Origin of the sequence: Metabacillus rhizosphaerae, assembly GCF_037201795.1 — a bacterium.
In the GTDB taxonomy this organism is placed as follows: Bacteria; Bacillota; Bacilli; order Bacillales; family Bacillaceae; genus Metabacillus; species Metabacillus rhizosphaerae.
The window spans coordinates 1,700,059-1,716,311 of record NZ_CP147403.1 but is presented as its reverse complement, the minus strand read 5'-3'; the positions used below and the strand labels follow the sequence as shown (position 1 = coordinate 1,716,311).

General features: G+C 34.7%; 18 protein-coding genes. 6 read left to right on the top strand and 12 right to left on the bottom strand.

The genetic code is table 11. The features are described from left to right. Window positions 1-136: 136 nt before the first annotated feature. Window positions 137-1,300 carry an iron-containing alcohol dehydrogenase gene (locus tag WCV66_RS08255; protein ID WP_338788596.1) on the bottom strand — a complete coding sequence of 388 codons (1,164 nt, stop codon included), beginning with the start codon at window positions 1,298-1,300 and terminating at the stop codon, window positions 137-139. Window positions 1,301-1,443: 143 nt separating this feature from the next. Here WCV66_RS08255 and WCV66_RS08250 point away from each other — a divergent pair, with 143 nt between their 5' ends. Next, the gene (locus WCV66_RS08250) at window positions 1,444-1,671 is read left to right on the top strand and encodes a DUF378 domain-containing protein (RefSeq protein ID WP_066330291.1); all 228 of its coding nucleotides are present in this window, start codon (window positions 1,444-1,446) and stop codon (window positions 1,669-1,671) included. Window positions 1,672-1,793: 122 nt separating this feature from the next. Here the strand turns inward: WCV66_RS08250 and yugI are convergent, their stop codons facing one another. From yugI to WCV66_RS08225, 5 genes are all read right to left on the bottom strand, one after another. Further along, window positions 1,794-2,195: a S1 domain-containing post-transcriptional regulator GSP13 gene (yugI, locus tag WCV66_RS08245; protein ID WP_066330292.1), complete on the bottom strand. Its 402-nt coding sequence runs from the start codon at window positions 2,193-2,195 to the stop codon at window positions 1,794-1,796. 202 nt (window positions 2,196-2,397) lie between these two features. Then, window positions 2,398-4,077 (bottom strand): hypothetical protein, encoded by a 1,680-nt coding sequence (locus WCV66_RS08240; protein WP_338788595.1) that lies wholly within the window; start codon window positions 4,075-4,077, stop codon window positions 2,398-2,400. Further along, window positions 4,070-4,630 carry an RNA polymerase sigma factor gene (locus tag WCV66_RS08235; protein WP_338788594.1) on the bottom strand — a complete coding sequence of 187 codons (561 nt, stop codon included), beginning with the start codon at window positions 4,628-4,630 and terminating at the stop codon, window positions 4,070-4,072. The genes WCV66_RS08240 and WCV66_RS08235 overlap by 8 nt, the downstream gene beginning before the upstream one ends. Before the next feature lie 409 nt (window positions 4,631-5,039). Further along, on the bottom strand, window positions 5,040-6,209 hold the full coding sequence (locus WCV66_RS08230; protein WP_066330295.1) for an aminotransferase: 1,170 nt from the start codon (window positions 6,207-6,209) through the stop codon (window positions 5,040-5,042). After that, on the bottom strand, window positions 6,206-6,706 hold the full coding sequence (locus tag WCV66_RS08225) for an Lrp/AsnC family transcriptional regulator (protein WP_066330296.1): 501 nt from the start codon (window positions 6,704-6,706) through the stop codon (window positions 6,206-6,208). Before WCV66_RS08225 ends, WCV66_RS08230 begins: the two co-directional genes overlap by 4 nt. 213 nt (window positions 6,707-6,919) lie before the next feature. On the opposite strand from WCV66_RS08225, the gene WCV66_RS08220 reads away from it, so the two are divergent. Beyond that, the gene (locus WCV66_RS08220; protein WP_157094353.1) at window positions 6,920-7,753 is read left to right on the top strand and encodes an alpha/beta fold hydrolase; all 834 of its coding nucleotides are present in this window, start codon (window positions 6,920-6,922) and stop codon (window positions 7,751-7,753) included. 53 nt (window positions 7,754-7,806) lie between these two features. On the opposite strand, the gene WCV66_RS08215 is transcribed toward WCV66_RS08220, so the two are convergent. Next, a complete protein-coding gene (locus WCV66_RS08215) occupies window positions 7,807-8,067 on the bottom strand; it encodes a DUF1871 family protein (RefSeq protein ID WP_338788592.1) in 261 nt (86 codons plus the stop codon). 434 nt (window positions 8,068-8,501) lie between these two features. Here WCV66_RS08215 and WCV66_RS08210 point away from each other — a divergent pair, with 434 nt between their 5' ends. Beyond that, entirely contained in the window at window positions 8,502-9,668 is a 1,167-nt protein-coding gene (locus tag WCV66_RS08210) for a MalY/PatB family protein (RefSeq protein WP_338788591.1), read from the top strand. Window positions 9,669-9,752: 84 nt separating this feature from the next. Here WCV66_RS08210 and WCV66_RS08205 read toward each other — a convergent pair whose 3' ends face one another. Together WCV66_RS08205 and WCV66_RS08200 are read right to left on the bottom strand one after the other, a co-directional pair. After that, window positions 9,753-10,319: a superoxide dismutase family protein gene (locus tag WCV66_RS08205; protein ID WP_338788590.1), complete on the bottom strand. Its 567-nt coding sequence runs from the start codon at window positions 10,317-10,319 to the stop codon at window positions 9,753-9,755. 70 nt (window positions 10,320-10,389) lie between these two features. Further along, complete coding sequence (locus tag WCV66_RS08200) at window positions 10,390-10,593, bottom strand: hypothetical protein (RefSeq protein WP_066330301.1); 204 nt, start codon at window positions 10,591-10,593, stop codon at window positions 10,390-10,392. Between the two features lie 248 nt (window positions 10,594-10,841). Between WCV66_RS08200 and WCV66_RS08195 the strand changes: the two genes are divergently transcribed. Further along, complete coding sequence (locus WCV66_RS08195; RefSeq protein WP_338788589.1) at window positions 10,842-11,231, top strand: kinase-associated lipoprotein B; 390 nt, start codon at window positions 10,842-10,844, stop codon at window positions 11,229-11,231. Window positions 11,232-11,338: 107 nt separating this feature from the next. Here the strand turns inward: WCV66_RS08195 and kapD are convergent, their stop codons facing one another. Continuing rightward, window positions 11,339-11,917: a 3'-5' exonuclease KapD gene (kapD, locus tag WCV66_RS08190; RefSeq protein WP_066330368.1), complete on the bottom strand. Its 579-nt coding sequence runs from the start codon at window positions 11,915-11,917 to the stop codon at window positions 11,339-11,341. 877 nt (window positions 11,918-12,794) lie between these two features. Between kapD and WCV66_RS08185 the strand changes: the two genes are divergently transcribed. After that, window positions 12,795-14,612 (top strand): transglycosylase domain-containing protein, encoded by a 1,818-nt coding sequence (locus WCV66_RS08185; protein ID WP_338789418.1) that lies wholly within the window; start codon window positions 12,795-12,797, stop codon window positions 14,610-14,612. 25 nt (window positions 14,613-14,637) lie between these two features. Next, a complete protein-coding gene (locus tag WCV66_RS08180) occupies window positions 14,638-15,051 on the top strand; it encodes a thiol-disulfide oxidoreductase DCC family protein (RefSeq protein WP_338788588.1) in 414 nt (137 codons plus the stop codon). 46 nt (window positions 15,052-15,097) lie between these two features. On the opposite strand, the gene WCV66_RS08175 is transcribed toward WCV66_RS08180, so the two are convergent. After that, a complete protein-coding gene (locus tag WCV66_RS08175; RefSeq protein ID WP_066330305.1) occupies window positions 15,098-15,655 on the bottom strand; it encodes a YufK family protein in 558 nt (185 codons plus the stop codon). 230 nt (window positions 15,656-15,885) lie between these two features. Beyond that, window positions 15,886-16,113 carry a hypothetical protein gene (locus WCV66_RS08170; RefSeq protein WP_066330306.1) on the bottom strand — a complete coding sequence of 76 codons (228 nt, stop codon included), beginning with the start codon at window positions 16,111-16,113 and terminating at the stop codon, window positions 15,886-15,888. Between the last annotated feature and the right edge of the window lie 140 nt (window positions 16,114-16,253).

The following is a 16,253-nucleotide window of genomic DNA, read 5'->3' as shown; positions in this document are numbered from 1 at the left end:
CTAAAGTATTGAAGTAAATCAAGCAAAGTTCAGAATGTAAGCGTATCCAACTTAACTTATTATGTCTTAACCTTTTATTCACGTAAAAAGCACGGAGTAACTAGTTCTGTAGCTCCGTGCTTTTTAAAAATTCCCATTATAAGGATGCAGTTAAAATTGCAGTTACATCCTCTTTATTAAGCTTTTTAAAGTTTCCAAATTCACCATTTATCATCGCTTTATCTGCCATTAGCTCGATATTTTCACCATCAATATTATAGTCTTGTAAACGACTTGGCGCACCGATACTACTCCAGAATTCTCGAAGTTTGCTAATTCCTTCTAACGCGATAGATCGATCATCTTTTCCACTAGGATCAACATCAAAAACATTGGTAGCTAACTGTACAAATCTAGCTATATTTTCATCGAGGTTGTGTTTCATCCAATTTGGAAATAGTATCGCTAATCCACCAGCATGTGGAATGTCATAAACAGCTGACACAGCATGCTCTATGTTATGACTAGCCCAATCACCGCGGTAGCCCATTTGCAGTTGACCATTCAAAGCAATCGTCCCCGAATAAAGGATTGTTTCACGAAGCTCGTAATTATCAAGGTCTTCAATTAACTTAGGAGCAGTCTCAATTACCGTTTTTAGAAGTGATTCACAAAAGCGGTCCTGTAGTGGTGTATTTTTCGTATGATGGAAATATTGTTCAAAAACATGTGTCATCATATCGACCATACCATAAACTGTTTGATCTTTAGGGACAGTAAATGTGTTTACTGGGTCTAATATAGAAAATTTCGGGAAGGTTAAAGGGCTTCCCCATCCATACTTTTCTTTTGTTTCCCAATTTGTTATTACAGAACCTGAATTCATCTCAGAGCCTGTAGCAGCCAAGGTTAGCACAGTACCAAATGGTAATGCCTCTGTAGGGAAGTGTTTTTTTGTGACAATATCCCATACATCTCCATCATATTTTGCTCCTACTGCAATAGCTTTAGTACAGTCGATTACACTACCGCCACCTACAGCTAAAATAAATTCAATGTTTTCTGCCTTACAAATCTCAATACCACGATGCACAGTTGACAATCTAGGGTTGGGTTCGACTCCAGATAATTCATATATTTGGCTATCATTTTCCGCTAATACTTTTACAACTTCATCATAGAGACCATTACGTTTAATACTTCCTCCACCATAAACAAGAAGAACTTTTTTGCCGTAATTCGGGACTTCCTTTTCTAGTTGAGCTACCTGTCCTTTACCGAAAATAAGCTTTGTTGGGTTGTAGTATGTAAAGTTTTCCATTTTATTATCGCCTCCGTAATTAGATTATGTACATTTCAAAATTTATTGTAAAGAAAACTGCCTTTACCATAATTTTTCACTGAATAGTTTTTCACTTTTTTCGCAATCTAATAATGTAGTCATTATATAAGGAGGTAACTAAGATGAGCGCAATTCAACGTATAGCATTGTTACTTACAATAATCGGGGCAATAAACTGGGGACTTATTGGATTTTTCGGATTCAATTTAGTAGCAGCAATTTTCGGCGATGATTCAGCATTAACAAGAATCATCTACGGTCTTGTTGGTATAGCAGGATTACTAAACCTTGGTTTACTCTTCAAGCCTTCAGCAGAAGTTGCAAGGGAACCACGTACTGAAATTCGATAAATGGTAGGATAAGAACTGGGCTGATTACATGGCCCTTTTTTATTTATCAATGATTGCTAATAAAACCAATATAGAAAAAAGGATGAAACGTATCAACGTTTCATCCTTTTTTTAATCAGTGCTTATTTTTTTACTTCTTCACGTTTTGATTGCTCGATCCACTCTTCAAGCTTATCTTTTAATGTATTAAAACCTTGTGGAGTTTCTGTTTCAGTTTTAACAGTAGCTTGGCGTTTTTTTGGTTTTTTAGGTGCTGCTTCTCTCTTTTCTTCAACAGGTGCTTCTTGAGTAGCACGAATTGATAAGCTAATTTTCCCTGAATTTTCGTCAACTGAAAGTACTTTCACTTGTACTTCATCATTTAATTTCAAATGTTCGTTAACATCTTTAACAAAACCATGAGTGATTTCTGAAATGTGAACTAAACCTTGAGTCTCTTCATCAAGTGCTACGAACGCACCGTATGGTTGAATTCCTGTAACTTTACCTGTATGCACACTACCTAATTCGTACTTTGTTGTCATGTATAACACTCCCAATTTCTTATATTTATATGTCCTTTTATACGCAATATAAAATTATATCACATCTTTTAATTTTTTTCAAAAACAATTATATTTGTTCTCATTTTTATTATACCCAAAAAGGGCTGACTCAAAGCAAAGTGTCAGCCCTTAAGATACATAGCTATTGTATGTTAGGACTGACACTTTTGAGCAAACCTTATTATGAAAGAGGATTATATTCAACTTTTGGAAAACCATTTTCTTGTTTCATTCGAAAACTAACAGTATCTTCATTCTCTTTAATTAATATATGCTCAATATCTTCTCCGTTTTGTTCATAAATTGATCTGACCTTAATTACTTCATTTGAAAGAGCTTGATAATTAACTGGAGATTTTTGCATTTCCTTAATAAAAGCCTCTTTTTCTGGAAGCTTCGAATTCGCTCCATTATATGAGAGACGATAGGCTGTTTCAAAATCTCCTTTTTCAATGGCATACATATAGATTCTTGCAACTGTCAAATCAATCGAATTCAAACCTGCAAAACCATCATTAAAAATAGTTATATCGCCTTTATTTTTGAAATCCTCATATTTGGCTGCCATTTCTTTTGTTATTGGCAATAAGTTTTTTTCAATTGCATATTCTTCCGGATTTGGCTTTAACATTTTAGAAACTTCAATTTCTTGCTCTCTTAATTCATTTGTTAATGTAAATTGATTTTCCTTAAGCTTATTATAAAATCCCTCTACAATTTTAGCTGTTTCCGAATATTCATTTTCAGTAATTAAGGTTTCGAAATTTATTTTCACTTCGTCTTTTATTTTGCCATTATCAGATACAAGCAACGTGTTATTCGTTCCTTTTAAATAGAAATCAATATAAAGTCGGTACTGTACTTTAAATTCATCTACTTTAGGAGAAGATGGATTATTTAAAACAAAATCTTCAATTTCAAGTAATCGTTCACCTAACTCATCATGATTAATTGCTAACGCCCCATCTGATAAGGCTTTCTTCTCAGACTTGATTTTCAAATATACCTTAGCATCTTCTTTTAAAGATTTTTCTAATTGATTATGGATTTTTAAATAATTTGGAGCAAAATTAATAGTTCCCTCACCATCATTAAAGAAATAATACCCATAAGCTGTTAATGTTTTCGTAAGCTCTATATAATCTTGATTACCATTTTTTATATTCCCTGTGTTTAATTCTTCTAAATAGGATTCAATATCTGTCATTGTATACTGATTAGATTGATACATCTTTATCCATTGCTCATAAAATTGCTCATGAAGCATGTCTAATTTATCTATATACCCATATAATTGACTATCACTAATTGCTTCGCCATTATCTACTGCCTTCTTCATTAATTTATATTCTTCATGAGGCATTGAGACTCTAGAGGTTATAATCTCCTTAACCCTTTCCATATAGTTTGTAAGCTCGGCTTGTGATTCATAACTTTTTCGTTCTTCAAATTTTTCGACGACTATTTTTGCTTCCTGTACAAATCCATATTGTTCAACATCCTCGAAGCCTAATTTATCTATAAGCTCATCTACCCTACGTTCGTAATAACCTCGAGTTTCATTAATAGCCGTTTCGATATCTGCTTCAGTTATTGGTTGATTCTCTCTATTTTCAGTCGGCGTTTGTTCCCCACTATTTAAATTGATTTGTGAAAGTAATTGAATGGCCAAAAAACCACCGATAAGAAGAACACCAATAAAAGAGGCAACATATGGAAATTGTAATAACACCCGTTTTTTCACTGGCTTTTCTTGTTCCTTAAGTTGTTGCAATATCCTTTCAGAGGAAGATATTGTGGGAATATGCTCATATGATTTTTTCAACTTCTGCATTCGTTGCTCAAATAGTTTGTCATCCATTTATGTCACCTTCTTTTTTAGTAAGTTCTTCCATCACTTTTTTCAGCATTGTCTTTCCTCGTAATATTCTAGTTTTTACAGTTGATAAGGTAATTGACATAATTTCAGCAATTTCTTCATATTTTTTTTCGTGAAAGTAATATAATACAATCGGCACTCGATATTTTTCATCAAGTTTTTGAATAGCTAAGTGTAGAATACGATCTTCTTCGTTCCTGATTACTGTTGATTCTATTTCAGGATAATCATCTTGTCGAAAGTCTTGTTGTATCTTAAAAACCTTTCGCAGGTTTGATTGGCGTTTTCTCGCAAAATCTCTCGTCACGTTTAACGTAATCTTATATAACCAGGTTGAAAATTTCGCCTTAGTAAATTGGTCAATAAACCGATAAACACGGATGAATACCTCCTGCGTGATATCTTCGATTTCATCTTGGCGATTTCCTAATTGGTAGGCGAACTTTTCAACGACAGGATAATGAAGTTCTACAAGTTGTCCGAATGCGTTCATGTTTCCTTGCTTTGCTTTTTTTATCAGTTCTTCTTCAGTCATTTCTACTACCCTCCTCTTACATTTATAAAACGAGACATTGCATACTTTTGTTTCATCAAGGCTAAATTTTGGTTTTATTTGTAGGACTTACTAGAGGAAAAAACTATAAGTAAAAACTATAGAAATAGGTTTAAAGCGCACAAAAAGGGGGGAATAATACAAGCATAAGGCTTTCTAGTATCCCCCCCTTTCGTTTCTCTATGTAGCTGACCAGCAATAATTGGTCAGCTTTTTTTGTGCTCAGGAAATTATAAAATTCTTGTACTGTGGATAAGCGCTTCGACATCCAGCTCCAGCGCCTAGCCCCTCGAGGTCATAAGCCAATTTAGAATTGAAGGCAAAGAGCGCCTTCTATTCTAAATTGGCTTATACTTGTCGGGGCTGAACGAGGCGCTTGCGCTTTTGTTCTTTAAACTCGCTTCTGAACAAAGCGTTTCATTCTTTTTAAAGCCTCTTGAAGCTGATCTAATGAAGATGCATAGGAACAACGGATATAACCTTCTCCAGACTCACCAAATACATTCCCAGGAACAACTGCTACTTTTTCTTCTAGTAACAATTGTTCAGCAAATTCCTCTGAAGAAAGATTTGTTATTTGAATCGATGGAAACGCATAGAATGCTCCACCAGGTACATGACAAGTTAATCCGATATCATTTAACGCTCCAACAAACAAATTCCTACGCTGTCTATAACTCTTTTTCATATGAAGAACATCTTCTTTGCCGTTTTTCATCGCTTCTATTGCAGCGTATTGAGCCATTGTAGGAGCACACATCATTGAATATTGGTGAATTTTTAACATTGCACTTAAAAATTCGGAATTTGCTGCTACATATCCTAAACGCCAGCCTGTCATTGCAAAGCCCTTTGAAAATCCATTAACAAGAATCGTACGTTCTGCCATCCCATCAATTGAAACAAAGCTTGTATACACATCATCATATGTAAGCTCTGCATAGATTTCATCAGAAATGACAAGTAAATCATGTTTTTCAATGATTTCAGCAATTCGCTCTAGCTCTTCTTTAACAAGAGCTGTACCTGTTGGGTTATTTGGCGAACATAAGATAATCGCTTTTGTTTTTTCAGTGATTGCCTTTTCCAGCTCAGCAGGCTGCAGTTTAAATTCCATTTCCCCACTAGTTTGGATCGACACAGGAACACCGCCTGCTAATGAAACAAGTGATGCATAAGAAACAAAGCTAGGTTCAATGATGATTACCTCATCACCAGGGTTTACAATCGCTCTTAAAGCAACGTCAAGTGCTTGGCTTGCCCCAACAGTTACTAATATTTCATGTTTTGGGCTATAATCAATATTTGTTTTTTCTTTTAAATAATAGCTAATTTCATTTCTCAATTCGATTAAGCCAGCATTTGCTGTATAGGATGTATAACCTTGCTCAAGTGAAAGGATACATGCTTCTCTAACATTCCAAGGAGTTACAAAGTCTGGTTCACCAACACCTAAAGAAATAACACCTTCCATACCAGCAGCTAAATCAAAAAACTTTCGTATTCCAGATGGTTTTAAATCTTTTACCGTATTAGAAAGGTAATGCGAGGGTTCTATCATGGTGACACCACAATTCTCTTGTCCTCATCATCTTGTTCAAATATTGTTCCATCATGCTTATATTTTTTCAAGATAAAATGAGTTGTTGTTGATAGGACTGAATCTAATGTTGAAAGTTTTTCGGATACGAATTGAGCAATAGCTGACATTGATTTACCTTCGATAATGACAGATAAGTCATATGCACCAGACATTAAATAGACAGATTTCACTTCGTTAAAACGATAAATACGGCTCGCTATATCATCAAAGCCTACTCCACGCTTTGGCTGAACTTTTACATCGATCATAGCTTTAACACCTTCATGACCATCAACCTTACGCCAATTTACTTGGGCTGTATAGTCAACAATAATGCGTTGATCTTCTAAATTTTGAATCATTTCTTTCGTTTCAGCTTCGGTTAAATCAATCATTTTGGCGATTTGTTCTGCAGACAGGCGACAGTCATCCTCTAAGATCTCTAAAATCTCGACTTCCTTCTCTGTAAACTTCATTTTCACCACTCCCACTTTTTTCAAATCTTCAGACAATTATACCACTCTATTGCTTGTTTTTCATATGTTTCACCGAAAGATATACGGGTAGATTTTACATGTGTGTTTTAATTAAATTCGGTAAAAATATAAAAAATGTTTATAGCTGTTAATCGACATTTCATTTTATCATATCTTCAATAATTATTAATAGGAAAAACGGAGTGAATGCTTATGGAAAAGAGTCATTATTATTGTAGTACCATGAACATTCTTGGTGTAAACGTTCATTATGAGGTTTATGAGAAAAATCCTTCGAAGCCAACATTGGTGTTAATACATGGATTTCTATCATCTTCCTTTTGCTATCGTAAGATTATTCCACTTCTAGAGAACGAATTTAATCTTCTTGCCATTGATCTGCCTCCATTTGGGAAAACAGAAAAATCAACAAGATTTGTTCATTCCTATAAAAATATGGCAAAATTAGTGATTGAATTAGTTCAAGGGTTACAAATAAAAAAAGCATATATTGTTGGTCATTCAATGGGTGGACAAGTTTCGCTTATTGCAGCAAAGGAAAGACCAGATTTATTTGAAAAAATTGTGCTTCTCTGCAGTTCTGGTTATATGAAACGAGTTCATCCAACTTTAATATTCGGTTCTTACATGCCTTACTTTTATTTATGTATAAAGCATTGGCTAGCTAGTCAGGGGATATTGAAAAACTTATATAATGTCGTATACGATAGGTCTCTTATCGACCAAGAAATGATGGATGGATACATGGAGCCATTTTATGATGATCGAATTTTCATGGCGTTAACCAGAATGATTCGAGACCATGAAGGAGATCTTTCACCAGAGGAATTAAAACTAATTGAACAACCTAGTCTTCTGATTTGGGGAAATGAGGATAAAGTCGTTCCTATGCAAGTTGGGGAGAGGCTTAAAAACGACTTACCAAACTCAAGCTTTTTTTCATTCCAGAATACTGGTCATTTAGTACCCGAAGAAAGACCAGAGCACGTAACTGAAAAAATATTTGAATTCTGTCAGGCTAATTAGGTTTATTTAGAGGCTTAAGAGAGTACTTCTATAGCCCTTAGGCCTCTAAAATTTTATATTTCACAGCTAGAGTTATTTTTAATAAGGAGAAGTTGCTGAGAGAGGTTTTTACATTTTTGGAGAGGAATGATTTCCTCAAATGAAAACTCATAAATAGCTTGGATTTTTCTAGCTAGTAAAACTTCATTGTCATATAAATGAACGGCTTGAAGGACATCAACCACTTCTGTTTCATAACTTCCATCGCCATAACCTAAGGGATCCCATTGTAATAATAGTTCCATCAATTTAATATTTGTTTGCTGCGCTTCCATGTTTTCACCTTTTATGATCTTATTTTTTGCACTGTCATTGTATCACATTTATGATTATAGTTGAAAAGCTAAAGCTCCTTACTTAAGTCCGACAAGCATAGGCGATATATAGACGATCCTTTCAACTTAAATTCATGATAACTTATGACTCAAAGGAAAAAGCTCTGGAGCAACACCGACTGTCTAAAACATGGCTCTTTTCTAAAAGATTGTTGTTTTTGAACAAAACTGATTAGGTTGATTGGTGCGGATATGCGAGACTCCTGTGGGAGTAGCGGGACAGATGAGACCCCGCAGGCGCTTCGCGCTAAGGAGGCTCATCGCCCGCCCCAAGGAAAGCGAGCATCCTCTCGCTGCAATCAACCAACCCAATACTATTTTAAAAGCAACAAAGTTTGCGAAAACAGCTAAAACATTAAAATGAGGTGAAGTAAGTGAGTCGATTTGATCAAGTCATTAATCGTAAGAATACGAATTCTGTAAAATGGGATACAAAGAAAATTTTCGGAATGGAAGATGTTTTGCCTATGTGGGTGGCTGACATGGACTTTCCTGCACCTGATGAAGTCATCGATGCATTACACTCACGTGCTGATCATGGCATATTTGGATATACAATGCCTGGTACCAACACGGAGATTGCGATACAAGGTTGGTTAAAAACTCGCCATAATTGGGAAATAGATAAGGATATCATTACATATAGTCCCGGTATTGTAACAGCCATTAGTATCGCGATCCAAGCTTATACTGGTTCTGAAGACAAGATTGTCGTTCAACCTCCTGTTTATTATCCATTTTTTGAAATGGCAAAAAAACATAAACGCGAGGTGCTTTACAATCAACTTATATTAAACAGTGATAATCGTTATGAAATTGATTTTGCAGATCTTGAAGAAAAGCTTTCAGACAATATGACGAAAATGTTTATTCTTTGTAATCCCCATAATCCTGGTGGCCGAGTATGGAGTAAAGAGGAACTAACAAAAATTGGTGAGCTTTGTATCAAACATGATGTACTAATTATTTCTGATGATATTCACTCTGATTTATTGTTATTTGACAGCCATTATACACCAATCGCATCAATTAATAAGGCGTTTGCCGAGCAAACGATAACTTGTATTGCTCCTAGTAAAACCTTTAACCTAGCTGGACTTCAAGCTTCTGCTGTGCTAATTACAAACGATACTCTTAAGCGAAAATATAACGCAGTTCTTCAGCTTTACGGTCTTATGACAGTAAATACATTTGGTTCAGATGCTATGGAGGCAGCATATAAACATGGAGAAAAATGGCTAAATGAACTTATTCATTATTTAGAGGGAAACGTTCGCTTCATCGAAAATTTCTTAAACGAGCACCTTCCAGAAATAAAAGTAATGAGGCCAGAAGCAACCTATCTCGTTTGGCTGGATGCTCGTAATCTTAAGAAAACTGACGATGAATTAAAAAACCTTCTGTTAACTAAGGGAAAAATCGCATTAGAACCAGGTTCAAAGTTCGGTAAAAATGGAGCTGGATATTTACGAATGAATATAGCTTGTCCACGAGAAACGGTGAAAGATGGATTAGACCGACTAAAGAATGCATTAACATAAAATTAATCAAGTGCGGGTTTTACTTCTATCTTATATTGCCAACAATAAAAATGGGGATGACTTATAAATGTCACCCCCATTTTTTCATTCTTCTTCTTCTGGTTTTACCTCTTTTTTATCTTGTCTATCGGCTTCTTTTTCTGTAATTTCTCCACAAGCAATTCGTTGACCTGATTCACCGGCAGGCTGTGTCATTCCGTCATCTTTACCTTCAGTAATCACAATAGCTGTTCCCTCTTTACCAAGTAAAGAATTTTTTTGCTCACTTTTAAGTGTGAGTTGAGGCGCCATTAGTTCTGCATCAACTCTTCCGTCCTCTGAAATAATATTCGGTAAATCACCGGCATGTGCACCTTCAGGGTGTAATAAACCATGTTGTTTATCGTCTGGATTAAAGTGATTCCCGGCACTTTTAAAGTCTGGAGCATCACATTTCCCTGTTTCATGAATATGCAAACCATGATCACCAGGTGGTAACCCTTCTAATAGTACTTCTAGCTTTACTCCTTCAGATTGTTCAGAAACCTTAATTGTTCCAAGAGAATCACCACTTTGATTAAACATTTCAACATCCATCTTTGTAATGGTTTTCTCCATACAACCAGATAAAATAAAAGGCAAAACAAATAACAAGGCCATTTTTCGTTTCATAATACCCTCCATTAAAATAAGTTGGCTAAAGGGTATTATTTGCCTTAGCTCTTGTATTTATACGAATATGCTATTCTTTCCCCTTATTCTCAGGTGATTGTTTTAAGAGCTCGTCCACTTTTCCCTGTTCCTTTTTCGAGTGTTTTACTATAAAACGGAATGCAAAAAAAGCAGCGATCGTAAATACCACCATTGTAATAGCAGCTGGAATATATTCAGTTTTATCCTCTGGAAAATATAAAAACAAGCCTAAAACTACGCTTAATTGATTCATTTTTTCACGACCTTTCTTATCTATTTACTATAACAAGTTTTCACTTAATTCACTAGGCAACATTTTAAAGCCTCTTCACCGTAATGATTTAAAAGAAGAATAGACTGATCGTTTTATGAAACAAGCAAGAAGCGTTAAAGATTATTATTTTTCATTTTTCCGTGTTAAGATAAAGAAAGCCTTTTTACAGTTAATAATTGGGTAATGATGTATAAAAAATAATGGATTTTTAAAAAGGAATGAAGTAAATGGAAGATAAAAAAATAGGAGAAATTGTAACAGGTCTATACAAAACAGGTAAATATATTGGCGAAATAACAGACATACGTGAAATGCATTATTTAGTCAAAGTAAAGGCTGTGCTTAAGCATCCACAGCAGGGAGATTTACATAATCCAAAACAAGCAGACGTTCAGTTTTTTCATGAAAGACGAGCATTGGCGTTCAATGAACAAACAAATATTCCCAAACAAATGGTAAAGCCTTTTGCAGATCCTATTCCCGATTATAAGGAATCACTTAAACAAGCTTTGGACACATTAAAGGATGAATTATTGCAATTAGATACTTCATGGGCGCAAAAATCGCTTAAACTATTATCTACATTAGAAGCAGATTATTTTCTTAGTAGCAAATAAAAAGGATAAACATCACTCAATAACAATATCTACTTTTTCAAAAATCACAATGACAAATATTGTTATTGAGTAAGTCATATATGTTTTTCTCATAGCTTTGCTTTCGGTTAGGTTGCATATTTATTTAGTACCTTTGACAAATCAATTCTGTCACCAATTGTAGGAGGTGTTGGTTTTTGTAAGTATCGTTTGTCCTCTTCAACTAGCTTGAATAAATTATAGGTAGTTAAGGCATCATCTAAAGCACAATGATGCTTCCCAGTAGCTTTTTTCCCATATTCCTCAACAGCCTTCCAAAGTCCAGTTTGGTTTCGATCACCAAAAAACTTTTTATACTCCATTGAAAGGTCTCTTGACTTTCCTGAAAATGGAAACAATTCATTGTTCATTTGACAATTTTGACGTAAAACCTTCATATCCATGTTCCCCCAAGTTATGACTGTTGCAGGAGAATGTTCATTGTATTTATTCAAGGTAGTTAGTAATTCTGAAAAGGAAATTCCTTCATCAATTTTAGCTTGTGAAATCTGAAGAAAAGTTTTACAACGCTCACTTAATAAGGGGAATCGTACTGGTCTAACATATGAGGAAAATTGTTCTTCTACTTTATGGTTTCGAACAGAAACAATTCCAACTTCAATTATTTCTGGATAGAATCCTTTAGGATTTGCTTTTCCCTCGGGCATCGTAAATTCAAAATCAATAAATAATAATCGCTCTTGTCCCTCCAAACTATTTCACGCCTCCTTCCTTTAAAATCAACGTTCATTTCTATTATTATATCATCGCAGCTACTGATTTAACTTCAATTTTTCAAAAAATAATGAATTATCCCTTGTCTATTTTTTATGTATGAAGGATGAAATGGGGTGATTTCATAAGGATAAGCATTTAAGCATAAATTTGAAAGTTAAATCGCCCAAAACTAGGCTAATTTCTGACTCCTAAAAACCAATTTTTAGTGAAAGGTAAAAATTAGTCCGCCATTAAGAAATAATCGGTTACAATAAAGTGAGACTTCATTCAGGGGGGGGCATCCCCTCTGAATGGTAGCGAAACTTATCGGATCTTTACAGGCAGTTTTACCTTTATCTTTCTTCATTGCTTATATAGCTAGATACTTGAGGTGGAGGTCCTTACTGCCTGTTATGATTGGGATAAAGTGAGACTTCATTCAGGGGGGGCATCCCCTCTGAATGGTAGCGAAACTTATCGGATCTTTACAGGCAGTTTTACCTTTATCTTTCTTCATTGCTTATATAGCTAGATACTTGAGGTGGAGGTCCTTACTGCCTGTTATGATTGGGATAAAGTGAGACTTCATTCAGGGGGGCATCCCCTCTGAATGGTAGCGAAACTTATCGGATATTTACAGGCAGTTTTTCTACAGCTTCCTTCATTGCTTATATAAAAGCTTGATACTTAAGGAAGGGTCCTTACTGCCTGTTATGAATGGGATAAAGTGAAACTTCATTCATATGAATGGGATAAGATTAGAATGAATAATTAGAAAGAGTGTGACTTGACTTGAGAAGTTTATTTGGATGGATTTGTGTAATAATAATGGTTCCAATCTTTCTTTTCAGTGGTTTCATAGCTGGTAAGGAATCAAAAGCTGTTAAAGGGTTAGGGACTGTTTTAGATGAGAAGATTCCAATCGAATCTGTTGAACTACCACAAAACAGCTTTATCTTTGATCATGATGGACAGCTTATTTCGGAAATATCCTCACAGCAGCAAAACCGGATGTATATAAAATACAGTGATATTCCCGAGGTTGTTAAAACCATATATATTGAGTCTGAGGATAAACGTTTTTTTGAACATATAGGATTTGATGCTGCTGGAATGCTGAGAGCAGTTTTTATCAATGCGAAATCTCAATCTATTGAGCAGGGTGGAAGTACGATTACGCAGCAGCTTGCTCGAAATATTTATTTATCTTTTGAACAAACTTATAATCGAAAGCTAAGTGAACTTCTCTATTCATATCAACTTGAAAAAAACTTTACGAAAGAACAAATTTTTGAAGGCTACTTAAATGCGATTTACTTTGGTAATGGTACTTATGGGATTGGTACTGCGGCAACACACTACTTTAATAGGCAAATTCAAGAGCTTCATTTAGCTGAACTTGTGTTTATCAGTGCTATTCCAAATAATCCAACCTTGTATGATCCAATAAAAAACTTTGACAATACAAAGGATCGTCAGGAACGATTACTAAACTTGCTATATCAAAACGATACAATTACAAAACAGGAATTGGAGGATGCGCTCAAGTATCCCATTACTCTTTCTATAAAAGATCGAGTCGATACCCAAGCTGATTATGTTACGTACGTTCATCAAGAATTAAAACAATTAATTTCAGAAAGCGAAGGCTATACTCAAAAACTAGCTGATGCACAAAACAAAGAAGTAATTGAGAAACAACTCACAGAACGTGTAAACAAAGTTCTTAGTCAAGGGATCATCATCCATACAGCATTAGAATCTACCATACAAAAGAAACTTGTGAACGCTATTGATCAGCATCTTCCTTCTAATCAAGTGCAGGGAGCTGCTGCTGTCATCGACCATCATTCCCATAAAATCGTTGCATTATCTGGAGGGAAGGATTATGAAAAATACTCATTCAATCGAGCTTTTCAAGCATTTAGACAACCAGGTTCAGCGATTAAACCTCTTCTCGACTATGCTCCATATATTGATATAACTGGAGCAACAGCAAAATCGAAAATTGATGCAGGAGCTTTTTGTAAAAATGAATATTGTCCAGAAAATTATAGTGAGAAAAACTATGGGATGCTATCACTTGAAACAGCATTGAAATATTCGTATAACACTGCAGCAGTTCGAATGCTTGACGAGATTGGGTTAAATAAAGGGTTTTCTTATTTACAACCATTTGGTTTTTCGTCTATAACTAAAGATGATTATAATAACCTTGCCGTGGCAATCGGAGGATTTCAATATGGAGTTTCACCACTGGAATTGACTAGTGCGTATACCTCTTTCGGAAATAACGGGCTCTATTATGAAAACCATACAATTGTTAAAGTTACAGATTTAACTGGAAAAACACTTTATGAATGGAACGATACACCTGTACGGGTTTGGAAGGAATCTACTAACGAGGAAATGCGAGAGTTATTAGCTGCTGTCGTGAAGAGTGGAACTGGACAAAAAGCATCTGTTTCAAGCACATATGTTGGGGGCAAAACCGGGACTTCTAACGATTATAAGGATTTATGGTTTGTAGGATTAACAGATACGTACACAGCTGGTATTTGGGTAGGTAAGGATAAGGGTGGAAATGTAAGTAATATCTATAATCAAGGTCCACAAATGCTTATATGGAGAGATGTCATGAAGTGATTCAATCATCTTCAATGAAAGAGGGATGCTCATGAAAACATTAGCTGACCCAATCTTGCTGTTCGATGGGGTATGTAGTTTTTGTAATCAATCTGTACAATTTGTCATTCGTCATGATAAACATGGAAAATTTAAATTTACAGCTTTACAATCGTCAGTAGGACAAGAACTTTTAAAGAAGTATAACCTCCCAACAAATGACTATAGTAGCTTGGTCCTGGTAAAGGGGAATTCATGCTACACAAAATCAGCTGCAGTATTACAGGTTTGCTTAGGATTAGGTGGACTATGGCGAATTCTTTACTTATTTATTGTGACACCTAAGCCGCTTCGCGATGGAATTTACAATTTTGTTGCAAAAAATAGATACAAATGGTTCGGCAAGAATAAGCAATGTATGATTCCTATCCCCGAAGTTCGCAAACGATTTTTATCATAGTTTCTAACCAAAAGATGGAGTCGATATTTAATCGACTCCATCTTTCTTATACGGGCAAGCTAGCCATTATACTATTATAAAGTCTAAAACATAAATATAAAGTCCCTAAAATAAAAGTAAACCAAACTAACACATGAAATAATACTAAACCAATCAATGAAGCTGACGTAAGCGAACTGCTAATTTTATAAACAATATACACAAAGTAAAAGATTGTTGCTACGAGGAATATCCCGATTATTGCTAATGGATATTGAATTGCAATTAAAGAAATAGCCCCACCGATTAAGTAAAATGCTGATCCGCCTCTTATTTGTGTAAGATTCTCACCAGCAACATCTTTTGAAAAAAATAAAAGTGAAAGCTCAGTAATTGTATTTGCAATTAATTTCAGTGCTGAAAAAACCATGAAGTACAGTAAGGCAAATACCGTAAATAATGCTAACCTGATCCCATTATTCGAAAAGAATTCCAACATTCCATCATAAATTCCTAACACTTGCAAATAATCAATGACGATCATGACAGTAGCTATCGATAATGATGTACTAAACAATAAGATTGTTATTAGTGGAAAGTAACTAGTAAAATATGTATTTCTCATTTTCAATCCCCAATTTCGTTAAATAACCTTCAACATTTTCAATAAATTTCTACATTATTATGTATCAGTCATCTCAATTTGACAAGCAAAATTGACAGATTATTGAAGATTCCCCCATGAATTATATAAGTGGATACATTCTCTCTGTAAATTTAGGTTTTTCACACCTGAAAATTAATTCCTAGATTCAATTCAATAAAAAAACAGAATGTCTAATTCTTTACATCCTGCTAACGAGCAACAACGCGAACATATTCACGTGATTTAAATTTTTCGAATACATCTGCTTCTTTTGTTAAAAAACCTATTGGTGTTTCTGTATTTGTTAGTTGAAATATTGACTCTTCAAATGTAGATGAATCAACATAATCTCTTTTTATTTTTTCATTCATATACCAAGCACTACCAAACATGGATGAAAATATGCACCCTGCAACAAATATATTCATTTTTTTCATGGAATCACCTCAATTTTTAGGATGCTCCATAATCTTAGGAATATACAAGTCAGCAGAAATTTGTTATCATTTTTATGTTCATATGAACTTGAAATGATGCATATTTCTCGATTATTTCATAGTAACCTAGTAACTGGAAC